The sequence below is a fragment of the Altererythrobacter sp. CAU 1644 genome, assembly GCF_029623755.1.
In the GTDB taxonomy this organism is placed as follows: Bacteria; Pseudomonadota; Alphaproteobacteria; order Sphingomonadales; family Sphingomonadaceae; genus Erythrobacter; species Erythrobacter arenosus.
Genome location: NZ_CP121106.1, coordinates 463,639 through 479,977 on the forward strand (window position 1 = coordinate 463,639; position 16,339 = coordinate 479,977).

Annotated in this window: 17 protein-coding genes; 6 read left to right on the top strand and 11 right to left on the bottom strand. The window is 62.6% G+C overall.

The genetic code is table 11. From position 1 onward, the window contains the following. Nucleotides 1-12 precede the first annotated feature (12 nt). Complete coding sequence (locus P7228_RS02425) at nt 13-906, top strand: IS1595 family transposase (RefSeq protein WP_278016633.1); 894 nt, start codon at nt 13-15, stop codon at nt 904-906. Nucleotides 907-953: 47 nt separating this feature from the next. Here P7228_RS02425 and P7228_RS02430 read toward each other — a convergent pair whose 3' ends face one another. Beyond that, complete coding sequence (locus P7228_RS02430) at nt 954-1,859, bottom strand: hypothetical protein (protein WP_278016634.1); 906 nt, start codon at nt 1,857-1,859, stop codon at nt 954-956. A gap of 118 nt (nt 1,860-1,977) precedes the next feature. Between P7228_RS02430 and P7228_RS02435 the strand changes: the two genes are divergently transcribed. Together P7228_RS02435 and P7228_RS02440 are read left to right on the top strand one after the other, a co-directional pair. Next, on the top strand, nt 1,978-2,538 hold the full coding sequence (locus tag P7228_RS02435; RefSeq protein WP_278016635.1) for an RNA polymerase sigma factor: 561 nt from the start codon (nt 1,978-1,980) through the stop codon (nt 2,536-2,538). Next, entirely contained in the window at nt 2,535-2,909 is a 375-nt protein-coding gene (locus P7228_RS02440; RefSeq protein ID WP_278016636.1) for a DUF6768 family protein, read from the top strand. The genes P7228_RS02435 and P7228_RS02440 overlap by 4 nt, the downstream gene beginning before the upstream one ends. Here the strand turns inward: P7228_RS02440 and P7228_RS02445 are convergent. Beyond that, complete coding sequence (locus P7228_RS02445) at nt 2,906-3,475, bottom strand: L,D-transpeptidase family protein (RefSeq protein ID WP_430732494.1); 570 nt, start codon at nt 3,473-3,475, stop codon at nt 2,906-2,908. The genes P7228_RS02440 and P7228_RS02445 overlap by 4 nt on opposite strands. Nucleotides 3,476-3,558: 83 nt before the next feature. Next, a complete protein-coding gene (locus P7228_RS02450; protein ID WP_278016637.1) occupies nt 3,559-4,848 on the bottom strand; it encodes an adenylosuccinate synthase in 1,290 nt (429 codons plus the stop codon). Between the two features lie 1,421 nt (nt 4,849-6,269). On the opposite strand from P7228_RS02450, the gene P7228_RS02455 reads away from it, so the two are divergent. Further along, the gene (locus P7228_RS02455) at nt 6,270-6,524 is read left to right on the top strand and encodes a cold-shock protein (RefSeq protein ID WP_278016638.1); all 255 of its coding nucleotides are present in this window, start codon (nt 6,270-6,272) and stop codon (nt 6,522-6,524) included. Nucleotides 6,525-7,429: 905 nt separating this feature from the next. Here the strand turns inward: P7228_RS02455 and P7228_RS02460 are convergent. Next, entirely contained in the window at nt 7,430-8,356 is a 927-nt protein-coding gene (locus P7228_RS02460; RefSeq protein WP_278016639.1) for a hypothetical protein, read from the bottom strand. Between the two features lie 81 nt (nt 8,357-8,437). Here P7228_RS02460 and P7228_RS02465 point away from each other — a divergent pair, with 81 nt between their 5' ends. After that, on the top strand, nt 8,438-8,935 hold the full coding sequence (locus P7228_RS02465) for an RrF2 family transcriptional regulator (RefSeq protein WP_278016640.1): 498 nt from the start codon (nt 8,438-8,440) through the stop codon (nt 8,933-8,935). 8 nt (nt 8,936-8,943) lie between these two features. On the opposite strand, the gene P7228_RS02470 is transcribed toward P7228_RS02465, so the two are convergent. The 4 genes from P7228_RS02470 to P7228_RS02485 all read right to left on the bottom strand — a co-directional run bounded on the left by P7228_RS02470 (nt 8,944) and on the right by P7228_RS02485 (nt 13,332). Beyond that, nucleotides 8,944-9,333 carry a RidA family protein gene (locus P7228_RS02470; protein WP_278016641.1) on the bottom strand — a complete coding sequence of 130 codons (390 nt, stop codon included), beginning with the start codon at nt 9,331-9,333 and terminating at the stop codon, nt 8,944-8,946. 17 nt (nt 9,334-9,350) lie between these two features. Continuing rightward, nucleotides 9,351-10,469, bottom strand: a complete 1,119-nt coding sequence (locus P7228_RS02475) for an ATP phosphoribosyltransferase regulatory subunit (protein ID WP_278016642.1) — start codon at nt 10,467-10,469, stop codon at nt 9,351-9,353. Between the two features lie 28 nt (nt 10,470-10,497). Then, complete coding sequence (serA, locus tag P7228_RS02480) at nt 10,498-12,084, bottom strand: phosphoglycerate dehydrogenase (RefSeq protein ID WP_278016643.1); 1,587 nt, start codon at nt 12,082-12,084, stop codon at nt 10,498-10,500. A 90-nt stretch (nt 12,085-12,174) separates the two neighbouring features. Then, complete coding sequence (locus P7228_RS02485; RefSeq protein ID WP_278016644.1) at nt 12,175-13,332, bottom strand: phosphoserine transaminase; 1,158 nt, start codon at nt 13,330-13,332, stop codon at nt 12,175-12,177. 186 nt (nt 13,333-13,518) lie between these two features. Between P7228_RS02485 and P7228_RS02490 the strand changes: the two genes are divergently transcribed. Next, complete coding sequence (locus P7228_RS02490; RefSeq protein WP_278016645.1) at nt 13,519-14,718, top strand: glycosyltransferase family 4 protein; 1,200 nt, start codon at nt 13,519-13,521, stop codon at nt 14,716-14,718. Between the two features lie 6 nt (nt 14,719-14,724). Here the strand turns inward: P7228_RS02490 and P7228_RS02495 are convergent, their stop codons facing one another. From P7228_RS02495 to P7228_RS02505, 3 genes are all read right to left on the bottom strand, one after another. After that, nucleotides 14,725-15,141: a hypothetical protein gene (locus P7228_RS02495; protein ID WP_278016646.1), complete on the bottom strand. Its 417-nt coding sequence runs from the start codon at nt 15,139-15,141 to the stop codon at nt 14,725-14,727. Then, nucleotides 15,138-15,590 carry a hypothetical protein gene (locus P7228_RS02500; protein WP_278016647.1) on the bottom strand — a complete coding sequence of 151 codons (453 nt, stop codon included), beginning with the start codon at nt 15,588-15,590 and terminating at the stop codon, nt 15,138-15,140. Before P7228_RS02500 ends, P7228_RS02495 begins: the two co-directional genes overlap by 4 nt. Before the next feature lie 106 nt (nt 15,591-15,696). Then, the gene (locus P7228_RS02505; protein WP_278016648.1) at nt 15,697-16,311 is read right to left on the bottom strand and encodes a PadR family transcriptional regulator; all 615 of its coding nucleotides are present in this window, start codon (nt 16,309-16,311) and stop codon (nt 15,697-15,699) included. Between the last annotated feature and the right edge of the window lie 28 nt (nt 16,312-16,339).

The window sequence follows — 16,339 nt, forward strand, 5'->3', positions numbered from 1 at the left end:
TATATACTGTTCATGAGCACGAAAGCCCCCACTCTCCGCCAGTTTCAGGACCGTTTCCCGACCGAAGAAAGCTGCTTGGAACACCTCAAGCTTGTTCGTTTTGGCGAGCGCCACGAATGCGAAAAGTGTGGCAAGGACGCGAAGTTCTACCGCATCAAGAACCGCCGCTCGTATGGTTGCGAGCATTGCGGCCATCAGATCTACCCGACTGCCGGAACGCCCTTCCATCGCACCCGCACAAGCCTGCGCGACTGGTTCTACGTGATGTTCCTGTTCTGCTCGAAGCGGAACGGGGTCGCCGCCAAGGAAGTCGAGCGTCAGATCGGCGTGACCTACAAGACAGCTTGGCGCATGTGCCACGAAATCCGCAAGTATATGGCTATCGTGGACGGTGACGAGCCGCTTGGCGGTCCCTTCAAGACGGTTCAGGTCGATGAGACGTTCATTGGCGGCGCAGTGCGCGGCAAGGGCCGTGGCTACAAGGGCAACAAGACCATCGTGTTCGGCATGTGGCAGAAGGGCGGCGAGGTCATTACTCGCGTCGTTCCTAGCCGCCGCAAGAGCGCGCTACTCCCGCACATCGTCAAGAACGTGAAGCCCCACACCGAACTGCACACCGACAAGCACCGCGCCTATGACGATATGGATGCGATCAACGGCTATTGGCACAAGCAGGTCGATCACGATGCGGGTGAGTATGTCAGCTACCGCCCCGAGAACATGGGCGCGACCGTCAACGGTATCGAGGGCTTCTGGGCGCAGCTAAAGCGTTCGATCAACGGAACGCATATCCACGTCAGTCGCCAGCATCTTTCGAAGTATCTGGGCGAGTTTGAGTTTCGTCACAATCGCCGGAACCGTCCTGAGACGATGCTTGCGGAGTTGATGACTTCGTTTGTGCGGTAGCGGGAGGTTCACCCTCTACCATTGCCTTCAAGAGGCGGTCGAATTTGTCAGTCATCATCTTGTCCCAGTAGGTCGTCGTCACCATCCTCTATCACATTGTGGACGTGCGTAACACGATAGGCGACGGGCCTTCCCTTGGCGTTCATCTCAATGTTGACGCTAACGTCGAAATGAGCGCGGAATATGTTGCCGTCTAGCTGCATAAGCTCATACTTCATGCGCTCTTCTGCAAGTGTAGACGCATAAAGGATCGGCAGCGCACGCTTGGCAATACTTGCGATGATGCCTCGTTCGCCGCCCTTCTTGCCCGGTTTTCCCGCTTCGACACTTGGCCTCACGAACCGCAGCAGGACGCGCTCCTGATTCTCGTCCGATTTCTGGTCGAGTTCGTGCATGTGATCTTTGATTTCGGTTTCTGCGCGCCTTGCATCTTCGCTCGTAAACTTGAACTCCGCACGAACCTTTCGCTCGCCGTCCTCAAATACAGCGGCTTCAATCGTTGCATTGCCCTTCGGATCGCGATTGATCGCCTTGGTCGTCTTTAGAAAGTCCGATAGGTCGGCTTTGCTCGCGTTTGGGAAGCGGCCACCTTTCTTGAAATAGGGGTTTATCCGCTTACCAAGTCCCCGCACGAAATCCGCTAAGATTTGCCCCTGGTCTATGCGCTCGATAGCCCATTTGGCGGCGGCTAGCGTTGCCCCGGCGGCGGGCGGACCGACAATCCACGCCACTAAATCCGCCTCTATGCTTCCGCCCCTGACCTTTTGGACGAAGAACTCGGTATCGGCCCTAAGATCGGGATGTTCCGCCGCAAGGAACTTCTCGAACTGGTTGCCTATGCCAACAAAATTGCCAACGAAATCGGACAGCGCAACCGGCTCATCCGTCCCAAGCCGAAGCCGGACTTGCGCTCCCCCGCTTTCCATTGCGTCACTGTATTTCAGGCGCGTCAAAACTCAACTCCTAGATTTACTTGTCGGAAAGGGATAATCCCCCAAGAATTCGATGCCGATTGCGAATAAGTTCGCGGCGCAATTGAACCATTTGCCCTTTCGGGCAGACTAAGGGGCAATGACGCAGAAGCGACCCTCCTTGCCCGGCAGTGGGCCGCTCTATGACGAGTTGCTCGTGCTGCTGGTACGCAATGGTGATCGGGCGGCGGCAGAGCGGCTTTACAAGCGGTGGCACCCTCGCCTCGCGCGTACGGCCTGGCGCTATTCGGGCGATGCGGGGCTTGCCGAACAACTCGCGCAGGATTGCTGGGTGGCGGTGTGGCAGGGAATTGCCCGGCTCAAAGACCCGGCGAAGTTCGCCCCTTGGGTGTTCGGCATCCTGCAGCGCAAGGGAGCCGACCAGATTAGGCTCCGCCAGCGCGAACGCGGCACTGCTCTTGAGGAGGTGCCGTCGATCGCACCGCGCCAGGAGGATGCGCTCGCGTTGCGCGAGGCTTTTGCCACCTTGCCGCCCGAACAGCGGCTCGCCGCGCACCTCCACTTCGTCGAGGGGCTGACCCTGCGCGAGATCGCCGAGGTGCAGGAGGTGGCGGAAGGTACCGCCAAGACGCGACTGTTTCACGCGCGCCGCAAATTGAAGGCGGCGCTGTCTGACAAGATTGAAGGAGAAGAACCATGAACACTATCGATGAACGCATCTCGGACGCGCTGAGCGAAGACGACCGCGCCTTCCTCGCCTCGCTCGACGAAGGGCGCGGCATGTTCACCCAGATCGGCGACGTCCTGACAGGCCCCCTGGGCGGCTGGTCGAAACTGATCTTCGCGGTCGCTTTCGTGCTGGGTTTCGTGCTGATCTATGCGGGCTGGCGGTTCTTCACCGCCTCTGCGACCGATGATTACATCTGGTGGGGTCTCGTGACGCTCGCAATCCTGATGATGCAGGGCTTCATCAAGGAGTGGTTCTACAACCGGATGAACATGATCTCGATCCTGCGTGAGCTCAAGCGGCTGCAGGTGCAGGTCGCGCTGGCGGCCGAGGACAAGGCCTAGGGCCGGATCTCGATCGGCGTGCCGTCGGGAATGAGGCGCCACAGCTCCTCGATCTCGGCATTGCTCAGCGCGATACAGCCGTCGGTCCAATCGCCGCGCATTCTAAGGTCGCTCGCCAGGCCGTTGGGCTGGCCGTGGATGAAAATGTCCCCGCCCGGCGAGCGGCCATAGCGCGCCGCATAGGCGCGGTCCGCCGCGTTGGGATAGGAAACCCGCAAGGACAGGTGATAGGCGCTCTGCGGATTGCGGGTATCGATCGTGTAGCGCCCTTCCGGCGTGCGCTCGTCGCCCTCGAAGCGCTTGTGACCGAGCGGCGCATCGCCGAACTGCAGGTCGCGATAAGCCTTGAAGGCATGACCGCCGCTGTAGAGCACCAGGAGCCGGTCCGACTTGTCGACCAGCACGAAATCGGCAACGCTCGGCATGACCCGGTCGGCGCGGCGCATGTCAGGCACATAGGCCGGGACGGTCGCCGTAGTGCGAACTGGCTCAGGCTCGGGCACGGCGCAGGCGGCGAGACCCAGCGCGCCCACGACCATCCATCCGAAGCCCCAAACCTTCCGCATGCCGGACAAGCTAACGCGGCATCTCCAACATCGCAATTCCGGCCGATTGCCTAGTCCCGAAGCGGGACCGCGCCGTCTCGGCATCAATCCATGAAGGGATCGCGGACCAGGATGGTGTCGTCGCGCTCGGGACTGGTCGAAACCAGCGCCACCGGTGTCTCGATCAATTCCTGCACGCGCTGGATATACTTGATCGCATTGGCCGGCAGGTCGGCCCAGCTGCGCGCGCCGCCAGTGCTCTCGCTCCAGCCTTCCATTTCCTCGTAGATCGGCTCGACCGCGGCTTGGTCGGCGGCGTGAGCGGGAAAGTAGTCGAGAATCTTGCCGTTCAGGCGATAGCCGGTGCAGATCTTCACTTTCTCCAGCCCGTCGAGCACGTCGACCTTGGTCAGCGCGATGCCGGTCACGCCGCTGATCGCGCAGCTTTGCCGCACCAGCACCGCATCGAACCAGCCGCAGCGCCGCTGGCGCCCGGTGACGGTGCCGAATTCATGGCCGCGCTCGCCCAGCCGTTGGCCGACATCATCGTCGAGCTCGGTCGGGAACGGGCCGCTGCCCACGCGGGTGGTGTAGGCCTTGACGATGCCCAGCACGAAACCGGTCGCATTGGGGCCGAGCCCCGATCCGCTTGCCGCCGTGCCGCTGACCGTGTTCGAGCTGGTGACGAAGGGATAGGTGCCGTGATCGATATCGAGCAGCACGCCCTGCGCGCCCTCGAACAGGATCTTGGCCCCGGCCTTGCGCACTTTTTTCAGCCGCTTCCACACCGGCTGCGCGAACTGGAGCACGAAAGGCGCAATCTCGCGCAGGTCGTTGAGCAGCCGCTCGCGGTCGACCGGCGGTTCGTTGAAACCGGCGCGCAGCGCATCGTGATGCGCGCACAGCCGGTCGAGTTGCGGCTCGAGCGCGTCGAGATGGGCGAGGTCGCACACCCGGATTGCGCGGCGGCCGACCTTGTCTTCATAGGCCGGGCCGATGCCGCGCCCGGTGGTGCCGATCTTGCCCGAGCCTGCCGCCGTTTCGCGCAGCCCGTCGAGGTCGCGGTGGATCGGCAGGATCAGCGGGCAATTGTCGGCAATCGCGAAATTGTCGTCATTGATGGTGACGCCCTGCCCTTCGAGCTTCTCGATTTCGGACTTGAGGTGCCACGGGTCGAGCACCACGCCATTTCCGATGATCGACAGCGTGCCGGTGACGATCCCTGAAGGCAGCAGCGAGAGCTTATAGGTCGTCCCCTCAACCACCAGCGTGTGGCCGGCATTGTGGCCACCCTGGAAGCGGACGACGGCATCGGCGCGGCTGGCGAGCCAGTCGACGATCTTGCCCTTGCCCTCATCGCCCCACTGGGCGCCGATAACGGTTACGTTGGCCATGCTTACACCTTACCCCCTGCCCGGGGGATCCTCATGGTCCTTCGACAGGACTCGACCAAGGGATTGAGCTGAAGGAGCGTCTTTCGCTCCGAATGCGCCGCGCGGGTTAGTGCGGCGCGGGTGGCTGAGTCAAGCGAGCGTTGGCAGCGATGCCGTTTCGCCGCCGATTTCGCGCGGCGTTCAGTTTCACCGCATCCAGCCTGAACCGATGGAACACATGGAACACGGTCCAATGGGAGAAAGCCCTTTGTGTGACTGTAGCGGTGCAAAGTGTGACCTTGCGCGCAAGACTGTGACCCTGCGGCGCCCAATGTGTCAGGTTAAACGATCAGAGTGTGACCCAGGGGCGAGCAGGACCACGCCATTCGGCGAGGTTTGCTGAGGACATCGTTCACGCGATGAAAGAGCCGGTGCTGCGCCGCACGGAAGCGCGCTGCGAAGTTCAAGATGGCATGGCTTCCTGAGTGTAGGAAAGTTCCGAGGTCTGCTAGCGATCCAATTGCTGACGTTCGGCCTGGCGGAACAAGCGCTGCCACGAACCGTTTAGCTTCCATGTAGGGCCATCCTGCGCTGAGCGGCCTATCTCCGATCTCTGGCAGCCCGTTTGCTCAACCGTTGTCGTTAGGGTGCAGGCGGCGCCACAGGTCGTCGAAAGCGAGGCGGAAATTTGTCATATTATCGATTCCACGAAGCGGATGGCTCTGCAGCGGTAATCACCGACGATATTACCGGTGCAAGACTCCCGAAACCGAGCTCATACTGGAAGGCCGATGGTCTCACCGTCGTGATCGCCGGTGGTCGGCCAAGGTTTGGGGTCGAGCCAACAGAGATTATCGCCACTATTGAGCGCGACGGTTTCTATCGAGCGACACTGCCGTCGCGGTAAATCGGTGGTTCTCGCCACAGCAGTCAGATTGTGCGGAAATTCAAAGAGATCGGGCGGCAATGATCCCGCAAGCAAACTGCGACGGGATGGTCACTTTATTGGCCTCGCTCACTTGTATCTACGATCAGGCGTAACCACTTCCAAACCAGCTACCAGTCGCAATCGACGGCTTTTGACTTCAGGCAGCCTGCAAGTCACCTCTCCCCTCAGTTCCGCCTCTTAGTTGCAGCCGTGCCAATACTGGCGCGCTGCACTCGCATGAAAGCAACAATATGATCATCCAACAACGCATTGCTGTTCTTGCTTTGGCGCTTTTTTACACGAGCATGACTTTCAGCGTCATTGCCAGACCTGACACAGTGACTGAGTACGCAGCAATTGTAATTGGCATCGGTAACACCTATCTCTAGTACAGCTACCAGTCGCAATCGACGGTCACCGCTCCCACAATTGGAAGCCCTTTCCTTCAGTTCCGCCTCTTAGTCGCAGCCGGGCCAATTCTGGCGCGCTGCACACTCCCTCGAAGGAATGACAAATGACACATTACGGCAAGATCAAGAGCTACGACAGCAGCATGGGCACTGGCTCGATCACCCCTGAGAAGGGCGGCGACGCACTCAAGTTCAAGAAGTCGGACCTCCAGCAGGAAGGTCAGGTGCCGAAGGTCGATCAGCGTTTCAGTTATGAAACCAGCGAAATCGACGGTGGCAAGAAGTCTGCCGTGAACTTGCAGCATCAGCAGGGTGAAGGTCAGGGCCAGAAGGCGCAGGCCAGCAATCAGCAGGGCTAACGCCGACAACAGGGCCGGGAGCTAACCACTCCCGGCTCACGCTAACATTCTCAGGTCAGGAACTGTTGTCATGCCGATGAATCAATTTCTCTTCGATCACCAGCTCGCGGCCATGAAGGTCGATAGCTCCGGATCAATCCAAGAGCGCAAGGAGAATACCGCAATATTGGGAGGCCGCGCGAAGCGGATCTCCGATTGGCGCAAGTCGAACGGTCTCTCCAACGTTGGCTGGCCCCGAGACGAGCGTCCCACCGCTCGCATGGGAGAGTGACATGAGCGCCGCGCCATACGCAGCAACCCCCGATCAACCCGGGACCGGCAACTGGGAAAGTGAAGGCGGATCCCTCCGCCCAAGTTCTCCAGCCTCGCTACCGGATGGGATCATCGCCGTAACGTCGATATATTATCGTGTCGGACCCTATTCATACTCCAAGCTTGCAGACGCCTTGGCGGAGCATCGTCGCCAGTCAGGTCATACAAGCGCGTGTGATCAACCACTTGGGCGTAGTTCTTGAGCCTTTCTCTTCAACCAACAAAAGAATGCAGGCTGCATCTGCCACAATGCGACCCGAGAGATTAAGGGGCGACATGTCCTCTTGTCTCCGACTTCAGCCCTCGCCGCTCGTCGGCGGGGGCTTTTTTCCATGCGAACAGAAGGCACTGCGATGAATCGAGATTCCAAGTTTGTAATGCTTCACCGAACCGATGGCTCGGGGGTGGTGCCGAATTGCGCAAGTGCTGTTTGTCGGGAGAGGCGAAAGGGGCGCGGTCCTCAACTTCTCCGGGGGAGCACAAGTCAATGTCCATGAGGATTTCGATGAGGTGATGACCCTTCTTGAGGGCACCATCTAGCCACCAAAGAACGTCCGCTTCCCACCCAATAGCAGCCGCCCGGGCGACCCTCCCTAGTCGGCCCGCGGGATCGTGCAGGCCGAGGCATAGCCCAGCCCGCGCTTGATCGCCGGGAACAACCGTCCACTGGCGGCGGCGAGTGCCAGTTCGGTGCGCACCGCCCGGCCATATTGCGCCTCGATCTCCTCGCCCAGCCCGGCCGCGCCGACGATGTCGCCTGCCGCAATGGCTTCGCCGAAGTGGTAGGCGAGCGCATCCTCGGAACTTTCGGGCTGGCCCATAAGCGCGTTCTGTAAGCGGTCCGCGCTCATCCGGTCGGCCAGCGCGAATGCGCGCACGATCTCGACGCAGGGCCCGCAATCCTCGGCCCGGGTCGAACCGAGCCGTGCCATATGCACCAGCTCCTTGGGTGCATGGTAGTAATGGCCCGAGAGCACCATGAAGTGCTGGAACTTCTCGATCGCAAAGCCGCCCGCATCCGAGAGATCCTGGTAATAGGGTTCGCCCTCTCCCGCGATCCGCTTCATCAGCTTGACGAAGGTACGCTTGGGCAGCGGGACGGGAGAGACCCGCTGCCGCTTGAGCTGGATGCCGACGGCCAGGAGTGCAAGCAGCGGAGGGCCGAGCACACCGGGGGCGTCGCGCCAGAAGATGTCGGGTGCACAGATCCCCGCGAGCACTTCGTAGATGTGCAGCACGCCATGCGCGCCGAGCCACAGGGTGCCGACCAGTGCGCTCCCCCAGCGCAGGCCGGGATTGGCGGCGGCAAATCCGATCAGCAGCGCGGAGCCGAGGTAGGCCAGCCCAATATCCTTGATGAAATGCGCGTTGGCGGGCCCCGTCGCCTTGACCGTACCGACAGCCTCGTACCAGCCGAACGGATCGACGAGCATGAAGGCGCCGTTATAGGCCGCGAACAAGGCGACCAGCGCCAGAAGCCCTTGCACCAGCCGGTCGAGCGCGTCAGGTTTGCCATACATAAGATGATCTCCTATATCTGGATATCGAATATCCATTTATTGGAGATCGGGCAAGAGGATTATCGGCGATGCGGATCGGTCATGCGGATTAATAAGGGTGTCGAATGGGCTGGCCACGCCTGCGCGCTGCTGGTGCCGCTGTGGCCGGACAAGGGGCTGTCGCTCTCGGCGCTGGCCGAGTTTCACGACTTGCCCGAGCCCTATATGGCCAAGCAGATGCAGGCGTTGGCGCGCGCCGGGATCGTCAGCGGCGGGCGCGGGCGGAGCGGCTTCTATGCCCTCGCCCGGTCGCCTGCCGAGATCACGCTGCTCGATATATTGCTGGCGGTCGACGGCGACGAGCCGATGTTCCGCTGTAGCGAGATCCGCCAGAACGGGCCGTGCGGCAGCAAGCCTGCCGAATGCAAGGTGCCGTGCAATATCGCCGCCGGCTTCTGGCGCGCCGAGGAAGCCTATCGTGCGAGCCTGGCGCAGGTGAACCTCGCTGCGCTGGCGGGTGCCGTGGCGGCGCAGCTTGGCCCGGAGAAGATCGCCAAGGCAGGCGAATGGATCGGTGCGAATGTGCGGTCGCGGGGTTAGGTTTCGGCCTAGGTCGTCGCGATGACGTCGATCTCGACCAGCAGTTCGGGCAGCGCCAGGGAACTCACCTCGACAATCGTGTCGGCCGGATAGGGCGGCGTGAAGTACTTCTTGCGCGCGTCGACGATCTTGGGAAAATTCGCCATGTCTTTCAGATAGATCGTGACCTTCACGACCTTCGACATGTCGCTCTCAGCTGCCTGCAGCACCCGTTCGATATTGGCCATTGTCTGGCCCAGCTGAAGGTCGAAATCGTCCCCTCCGACAATCGTGCCGTCCTCCGCGATCGCCGCCTGTCCGCTAAGGAAGACGAGGTCGCCGACCTTCCACCCGGGACAAATCGCATAGGGCGCCAGCGGGTCGGGATCGATTGCGATCGGTACTACCTTTTCACCCATGCGACGGTCCTTCCTCGTTAGAGTTTGACTGGCTCCCTGCCCTCGAGCCGGTGCGTGCAGCCCAGAGCCTGGGCGTCCTCGCCCTCGCCGATCTGCGCCAGGGTGCGCCAGCCGATGGCGCGCAGGCGAGCGGCGGCATCGCGGTCGTGGTCGAGCGGCAGGTAGAGCATGTCGCGCGCCTGCGCTGCGCTTCCCGCCGCCGCCAGCGCGTCGACGAACAGCGAGAAGCCGGTCGCCGCCTCCTCGCTGCCCTTGATCCGGTAGGTACCGCCGCGCCCGATCGCTCCGCGCGCACCCTCGGCGTAGAAGGTGAAACCGATCCAGCTCTGATATTCGAAACCGTGGCGCTCGGTCGGGTCGAGCGTGATCCGCGCCTTGTCGCCGATCCGCTCTGCCACCGCCTTGAGGCCGGCGATGCGGCTCGAGAGCGCGCCGCCCGCGTCGATCTCGGTCAGCTTGGCAATCGCCTCCCCGAACGGCCCGGCGGCATAGAGGAGCGGCAGATAGGCCTCGCCCCCGGCGGCCTTGAGTCCGCCGGCGTCCTTCATGTCGAGTTCGCGACGCACCGCCTCCCGTGCGTCGTCGGCGAGCGGCATTGCCTTGTCCGACAATGCGTCGACCAGGTCCGGCAGCGTGAAATCGACCGAAATCCCCTTGAGCCCCACCGCATGCAGCGCCTCGACTGCCAGCGTCACCACCTCGCTCGCCGCCTCAACCGAGTCCGACCCGATCAGTTCGGCGCCGAGCTGGGTGCGTTCCCGCTCCGGCTCGAGCTGGTCGGCGCGGATCAGCGCGGTTTCGCCGCAATAGGCGAGGCGTAACGGACGCGGCGCCGAGGCCATGCTGGTCGCAGCAATGCGCCCGATCTGCGGCGTGATGTCGCTCCGCAGCGCCAGAGTGCGCAGGCTGACCGGGTCGACGAAGCGGAACATCCGGCGCGGCTTGGCGCCCTCGGGGCCACTGGCCATGCGCCCGGCCAGCGAGCGTTCGAATTCGACCAGCGGCGGCTGGACCCGGTCGTAGCCATGCGATCCCAGCACATCGAGGCAGGCGTGCATCGCACGCGCGATCGCCTCCGCCTGCGCAGGGAGGCGGTCTTCGAGACCTTCGGGCAAGAGATCGTCGGGCTTGGTCATGTCAGACGAGCGCTTGCCCGATCGGGCCTCAAAACTCCAGCGCCTTGACCACCTTCACGCCCTCGAGCGCGCAGGCCTGCTTGATCACGTCGGCGCTGATCGGCTGGTCGACGCTCAACAGCAGGATCGCCTCGCCCCCGGCATCGCGACGGCCGAGGTTGAAGTTGCCGATGTTGATGCCGTTCTCGCCCAGCAGCGAGCCGATCCGGCCGATGAAGCCCGGCGCGTCCTCGTTGACGATGTAGAGCATGTGGCCGTCGAGATCGGCTTCGATCCCGATGCCGAAGATCTCGACCAGACGCGGCGCGGAGTTCCCGAACAGCGTACCTGCGACCGAACGCGGCCCCTGGCTGGTATCGACCGTCACGCGCACCAGCGTGTGGTAGACGCCCTCGTGGCTGTTGCGCACTTCGCGCACTTCCATGCCGCGCTCCTTCGCGAGATAGGGCGCGTTGACCATGTTTACCGTGTCCGAATAGCACTTCATCAGGCCCGCCAGAACGGCGCCAGTGATCGGCTTGCCGTTGAGCTCGGCCGCATGGCCTTCACGCTCGATGCTGATCTTCTCGAGATTGCCATGCGCCAGCTGGCCGACGAGCGAACCGAGCTTCTCCGCCAGGCCCATGTAGGGCTTGAGCTTGGGCGCTTCCTCGGCGCTCAGCGAAGGCATGTTGAGCGCATTGGTGACGCCGCCGTTGACGAGGTAATCCGCCATCTGCTCGGCCACCTGCAGCGCGACATTGACCTGCGCCTCGGTGGTGCTTGCCCCCAGGTGCGGCGTGCAGATGAAATTGGGCGCACTGAACAGCGGGTGGTCGGATGCGGGCGGTTCCTGCTCGAACACGTCAAGCGCGGCGGCGGCGACCTGGCCGCTTTCGAGCAGGTCCTTGAGCGCCGCCTCGTCGATCAGTCCGCCGCGCGCGCAATTGACGATGCGGATCCCCGGCTTGGCATTCTCGAGCCTCTCGCGGCTGAGGATATTGCGGGTCTGATCGGTCAGCGGCGTGTGCAGGCTGACGAAGTCGGCCCGGCTCAGCAGCGTGTCGAGATCCACCTTCTCGACGCCCAGTTCGATCGCGCGCTCTTCCGTGAGGAAGGGATCATAGGCCACGACCTTCATCTTCAGGCCAAGCGCACGGCTGGCGACGATCGAGCCGATGTTGCCCGCGCCGATCAGTCCCAGCGTCTTGCCGGTCACTTCGACCCCCATGAAGGCGCTCTTGGGCCATTCGCCCGCCTGCGTGCGCGCATTGGCTTCGGGGATCTGGCGAGCGAGCGCCATGATCATCGCGATGGCGTGCTCGGCAGTGGTGATCGAATTGCCGAACGGCGTGTTCATCACCACCACGCCCTTGCTCGACGCATAGGGGATGTCGACGTTATCGACGCCGATCCCGGCACGGCCGATCACCTTGAGATTGGTCGCCGCGTCGAGGATGGCGGGCGTGACCTTGGTCGAGCTGCGGATGGCGAGGCCATCGTATTCGCCGATACGCGTGGCCAGTTCTTCGGGTGTTTCGCCGGTGATGACGTCGACATCGCAGCCGCGCTCTTCGAAGATGCGCGCGGCATTGGGGTCCATCTTGTCGGAGATGAGGACTTTGGGTTTGCTCATGACGGAATTGTCCTGTCGTTTTTCCCGGATCAATGCCAGGGAGTAATTGGGGGAAAGGCAGCGGCCCGCAGGTGCAGGCCGCCAGCCGGATCAGCCGTTCTTGACGGTCTCGTAGGCCCACTCGATCCACGGCAGCAGACGCTTGAGGTCCTCCTGCTCGACCGTACCGCCGCACCAGATGCGCAAGCTCGGCGGGGCATCGCGATAGCCGTTGAAGTCGTAGCCGACCCCGCGGTCTTCGAGGAGCTTGACGATCTTCTTCGGCACGCCCGCCTTATCCTCGTCGGACAGGCTGTCGTACCAGTCGCCCTGGAACACGAAGCAGACACCGGTGTTCGTACGCTTGGCCGGGTCGGAGACCATGTTCCGCAGCCACGGCGTTGCCTCGATCCAGTCCTTGACGATAGCCGCGTTGGCATTGGCGCGTTCGAACATGGCCTTGCGGCCGCCCAGCGCCTGCGCCCATTCGAGCGCATCGATATAGTCCTCGGTCGCCAGCATGGAAGGCGTGTTGATGGTCGCGCCTTCGAAGATCGAACGGTTGATCTTGCCGCCTTTCTTGAGGCGGAACAGCTTGGGCAGCGGCCATTCGGGATCGTAATCCTCGATCCGGGCGACAGCCTTGGGGCTGAGGATCAGCATGCCGTGCTGGGCTTCCGAGCCCATCACCTTCTGCCAGCTGTAGGTCGTGGCATCGAGCTTGGCCCAGTCCATCTCCATCGCGAAGACGGCGCTGGTGGCATCGTTGATCGTCACGCCCTCGCGGCCCGGCGCAAGCCAGTCCGTGTTCGGGATCTTCGCGCCCGAAGTCGTGCCGTTCCAGGTGAAGACGACATCGTTTTCCTGCGGGATCGACGCGAGATCGGGGATTTCGCCGTAGTCGGCGTCGAGCGTAGTCAGCTTGGGCAGCTTGAGCTGCTTGACCGCGTCCTGGATCCAGACATTGCCGAAGCTTTCCCACGCCGCGACGGTTGCCGGGCGGTCGGGGCGCAGCATCGTCCACATCGCGCATTCGAGCGCGCCCGTGTCCGACGCAGGCATTATGCCGACGAGGTAATCCTCGGGCACGCCGAGCATCTCCTTCGACAGGTCGATGGCGTATTTCAGCCGCGACTTGCCAAGGGCGCTACGATGCGAGCGTCCGAGCGATTCGGTTTTGAGATTAGATGCAGACCAGCCCTTGTGTTTGGCGGTCGGCCCCGACGAAAAGAAAGGGCGCTCAGGCTTGAGCGTCGGTTCAGCAGTCATGTATTCTCTCCTTGCAGAGAGCACGCGCGGCGTTGGGACCGCGTGGCCCGTCGGCCGCACTAAAGTTGCGCGTGCGAGAGTCAATCGGGAATATGAATTCATCGACCAACGGGTGCTGCGCAAAGACAGTTCCCATGCACGCAACCACTCGCCTTTCGTGACAGGCTTCTTTATGCGCTGCCTCTTATGGACGTCGCAGATCTTCGTATCGCCCTGTTCAGCGGGAACTACAATTACACCCGCGACGGGGCCAACCAGGCACTCAACCGCCTGGCCGAGTACCTGTTGCGGCAGGGCGCGGCGCTGCGGGTCTATGCCCCCAAGGTCGAGAACCCCGATTTCGAGCCGACCGGCGACCTGGTGAATGTGCCCAATATTCGCATGCCGGTGAAGAATCGCGGCGAGTACCGCCTGCCGACCGGGCTCGATGCCAAGGCGCTACGCGACCTTGAGAAATTCAAACCCAATATCGTCCACCTCTCCTCGCCCGATCCGACCGCGCATCGTGCGCTGCGCTGGGCGCAGGACCATGACATTCCCGTCCTCGCCTCGGTCCACACCCGCTTCGAGACCTATCCGCGTTACTACAAGGCGGCGTTTCTCGAGCCGATCGTGGTGTGGATCCTACGGCGGTTCTACAATCGCTGCGATGCTCTCGTCGCGCCCTCGCAGAGCATGATCGACGAACTGATCGCGCAGGACATGCATGACGATATCGCGCTGTGGTCGCGCGGGGTCGACCGGACCATGTTCCATCCTTCCAAGCGCGACATGGAATGGCGTCGTTCGCTCGGCCTCGCCGATGATGACGTGGCCGTCGTCTTCCTCGGTCGCCTGGTGATGGAAAAGGGGCTCGACGTCTTCGCCGACACGATCGTCGAGATGCGCAAACTGCAGGTACCGCACAAGGTGCTGGTGATCGGGGACGGACCCGCACGCGGCTGGTTCGAAAAGGCGCTGCCGGGCGGGATTTTCGCGGGTTTCCAGACGGGCCACGACCTCGGCCGGGCACTCGCCAGCGGCGATATCTTCTTCAACCCGTCGATCACCGAGACCTTCGGCAATGTCACGCTTGAAGCGATGGCCAGCGGCCTCCCCGTAGTAGCTGCGGGGGCGACCGGGGCCTCGAGCCTGGTCGATGACTGGGAGACCGGGCGGCTTGTCCCGCCTGGCAAGCCGGCTGAGTTTGCCGAGGCGATCAAGCCCTATTGCACCAATCACGATCTGCGTGCGCGCCACGGCGCTGCGGGCGAAGCCAAGTCGCGTGAATACAGCTGGGACGCGATCAACAGCGTTGTCGCGGAAACCTATGCCCGGCTGGTCGAAGACCGCCGCGCGCTCCAGGAACAGGAGCGCCAGGAGGAACTCGCCGCCCAGCGCGCCTGATATGGATCAGCGCAGGACCCCGCGCTTGCGCATGGTCCAGGCGTACCACAGCAGGAACAGCGCGATGCCCCAGATCGAAAGCTGCTGGACACGGTCGACCGGCACGTCCCACGCGAACTCGTAGATCGTCGAGCCGACCAGCCCTGCCAGCGAGACGGCCAGAGCCGTCACCGCCCACTTGCTACGCACGAGCAGCAGCAGCGAACCGGCCAGTCCACCCCAGACCCCTAGTGCCCAGGCCCCGTTGGACCAGGCTGGCGCTGCCTCTAGCGCAGCCACCATTTCAGGCGGCGCCGTGGCCAGCGTCGCCGGATCGCGGATCATCGCCATGGTGTAGATATAGCTGCCGAATCCGTTCCACAGCGTGCCGACGATCGCGACCGCCCACAGGTGCCACGGCACCTGGACGTGCGGTTCGTTCACCGCAAGACTCCGCGAGCGGTCATACGCTTCGAGTAATAGATCAACGCGGCGATGATCGCGAAGATCACGAGCGAGAAGACCATCGGTATCGTGGTATCGGTCAGGCCCGGCATCGGGTTGGCGAACTGGTAGTACATTCCGCCGATCAGCCCCACCAGCGACAGCACAAAGGCGTGAAAGGCGAAACGATTGCGCAGGAGCAGCAGCAGCGATCCTGCCACCGAACCCCAGACGCCGAGCGCCCAAAGCGCGTCGGCCCAGGCCGGAAACGCGGTGTAATAGGCGATCGCCTCATCGACTGAGATTCCCATCGGTTCGGTCATCGAGGCGATGTATTCGCGGTTCTGTAATTGGGTCTGGGTGTAATCCCAGCCGCCGAAACCATTCCAGATGAGCGACAGGACGCCCACCACCCACAGGTGCCACGGGGTATTCGGTGTCAGGTTCATGGTGTCTCTCCCCACCGCCCGGTCAAGGCCGGGCTTGATGTGGGGAGAATACACCCCACGCGACTGCCGTAGCAAACGCGTTAATATTTTCAGGACCTAGCGCCGGTCAGAGCCGCTCGATCTTGCGCGCCAGTTCGTCCACCAGATCGACGATTTCTTCAACCGTGCCCTTGTCGAGCTTCCCTGCCCGCGCCCGGTGCTTGAGCACCATGGCGAGATTGCCCATCGCGCGGAAGAGGTCGTGCGAGCGGACATTCTCTTGCCGCTCGCCATGTTCGGCGAGCCGTTCCAAGAGCGCTTCGACCTCGTCGGCACGGCCTTCCAGTTCGGCGATGCCGTCGACGGTCGCTTGGAATGGTTTGCGCGGGCCTTCGGCCTCTGCCTCGGCGATCATCCCTTCGTCCTGCAGCAATTGCAGCGTGGGATAGACCGCGCCCGGGCTGGGCGCATATTCGCCGCCCGTCAGCTCTTCGATCGCCTTGATCAGCTCGTAGCCGTGCCGCGGTTGCTCGTGGATCAGTGCGAGCAGGGCCAGGCGCAGTTCGCCCTGGCCGAACATGCGGCTCCTGCGCCGCCGCCGACCACGCCCGCCCCGATCGTCGCTATCCCAGTCGAACGAGCTGCCGAATCCGGAGCCCCAGGCTCCTTTCGAGGCGGCCATCATGGCGATGAAGGGAAGCGTGTCCTTGCCGCGAAACTTGCGATATTTGTGCCAGTGCATGGCCGATTCTCCGATATTCTTCGATAGC

Excerpts from the sequence above, each read along its gene's own strand:
- P7228_RS02490 (WP_278016645.1), top strand. The coding sequence starts at position 13,519 with ATGGACGTCGCAGATCTTCGTATCGCCCTGTTCAGCGGGAACTACAAT.
- P7228_RS02475 (WP_278016642.1), bottom strand. The coding sequence starts at position 10,469 with ATGACCAAGCCCGACGATCTCTTGCCCGAAGGTCTCGAAGACCGCCTC.
- P7228_RS02485 (WP_278016644.1), bottom strand. The coding sequence starts at position 13,332 with ATGACTGCTGAACCGACGCTCAAGCCTGAGCGCCCTTTCTTTTCGTCG.
- P7228_RS02440 (WP_278016636.1), top strand. The coding sequence starts at position 2,535 with ATGAACACTATCGATGAACGCATCTCGGACGCGCTGAGCGAAGACGAC.
- P7228_RS02500 (WP_278016647.1), bottom strand. The coding sequence starts at position 15,590 with ATGAACCTGACACCGAATACCCCGTGGCACCTGTGGGTGGTGGGCGTC.
- P7228_RS02435 (WP_278016635.1), top strand. The coding sequence starts at position 1,978 with ATGACGCAGAAGCGACCCTCCTTGCCCGGCAGTGGGCCGCTCTATGAC.
- P7228_RS02465 (WP_278016640.1), top strand. The coding sequence starts at position 8,438 with ATGCGGATTAATAAGGGTGTCGAATGGGCTGGCCACGCCTGCGCGCTG.
- P7228_RS02445 (WP_430732494.1), bottom strand. The coding sequence starts at position 3,475 with ATGCGGAAGGTTTGGGGCTTCGGATGGATGGTCGTGGGCGCGCTGGGT.
- P7228_RS02425 (WP_278016633.1), top strand. The coding sequence starts at position 13 with ATGAGCACGAAAGCCCCCACTCTCCGCCAGTTTCAGGACCGTTTCCCG.
- P7228_RS02450 (WP_278016637.1), bottom strand. The coding sequence starts at position 4,848 with ATGGCCAACGTAACCGTTATCGGCGCCCAGTGGGGCGATGAGGGCAAG.
- P7228_RS02455 (WP_278016638.1), top strand. The coding sequence starts at position 6,270 with ATGACACATTACGGCAAGATCAAGAGCTACGACAGCAGCATGGGCACT.
- P7228_RS02460 (WP_278016639.1), bottom strand. The coding sequence starts at position 8,356 with ATGTATGGCAAACCTGACGCGCTCGACCGGCTGGTGCAAGGGCTTCTG.
- P7228_RS02505 (WP_278016648.1), bottom strand. The coding sequence starts at position 16,311 with ATGCACTGGCACAAATATCGCAAGTTTCGCGGCAAGGACACGCTTCCC.
- serA (WP_278016643.1), bottom strand. The coding sequence starts at position 12,084 with ATGAGCAAACCCAAAGTCCTCATCTCCGACAAGATGGACCCCAATGCC.
- P7228_RS02470 (WP_278016641.1), bottom strand. The coding sequence starts at position 9,333 with ATGGGTGAAAAGGTAGTACCGATCGCAATCGATCCCGACCCGCTGGCG.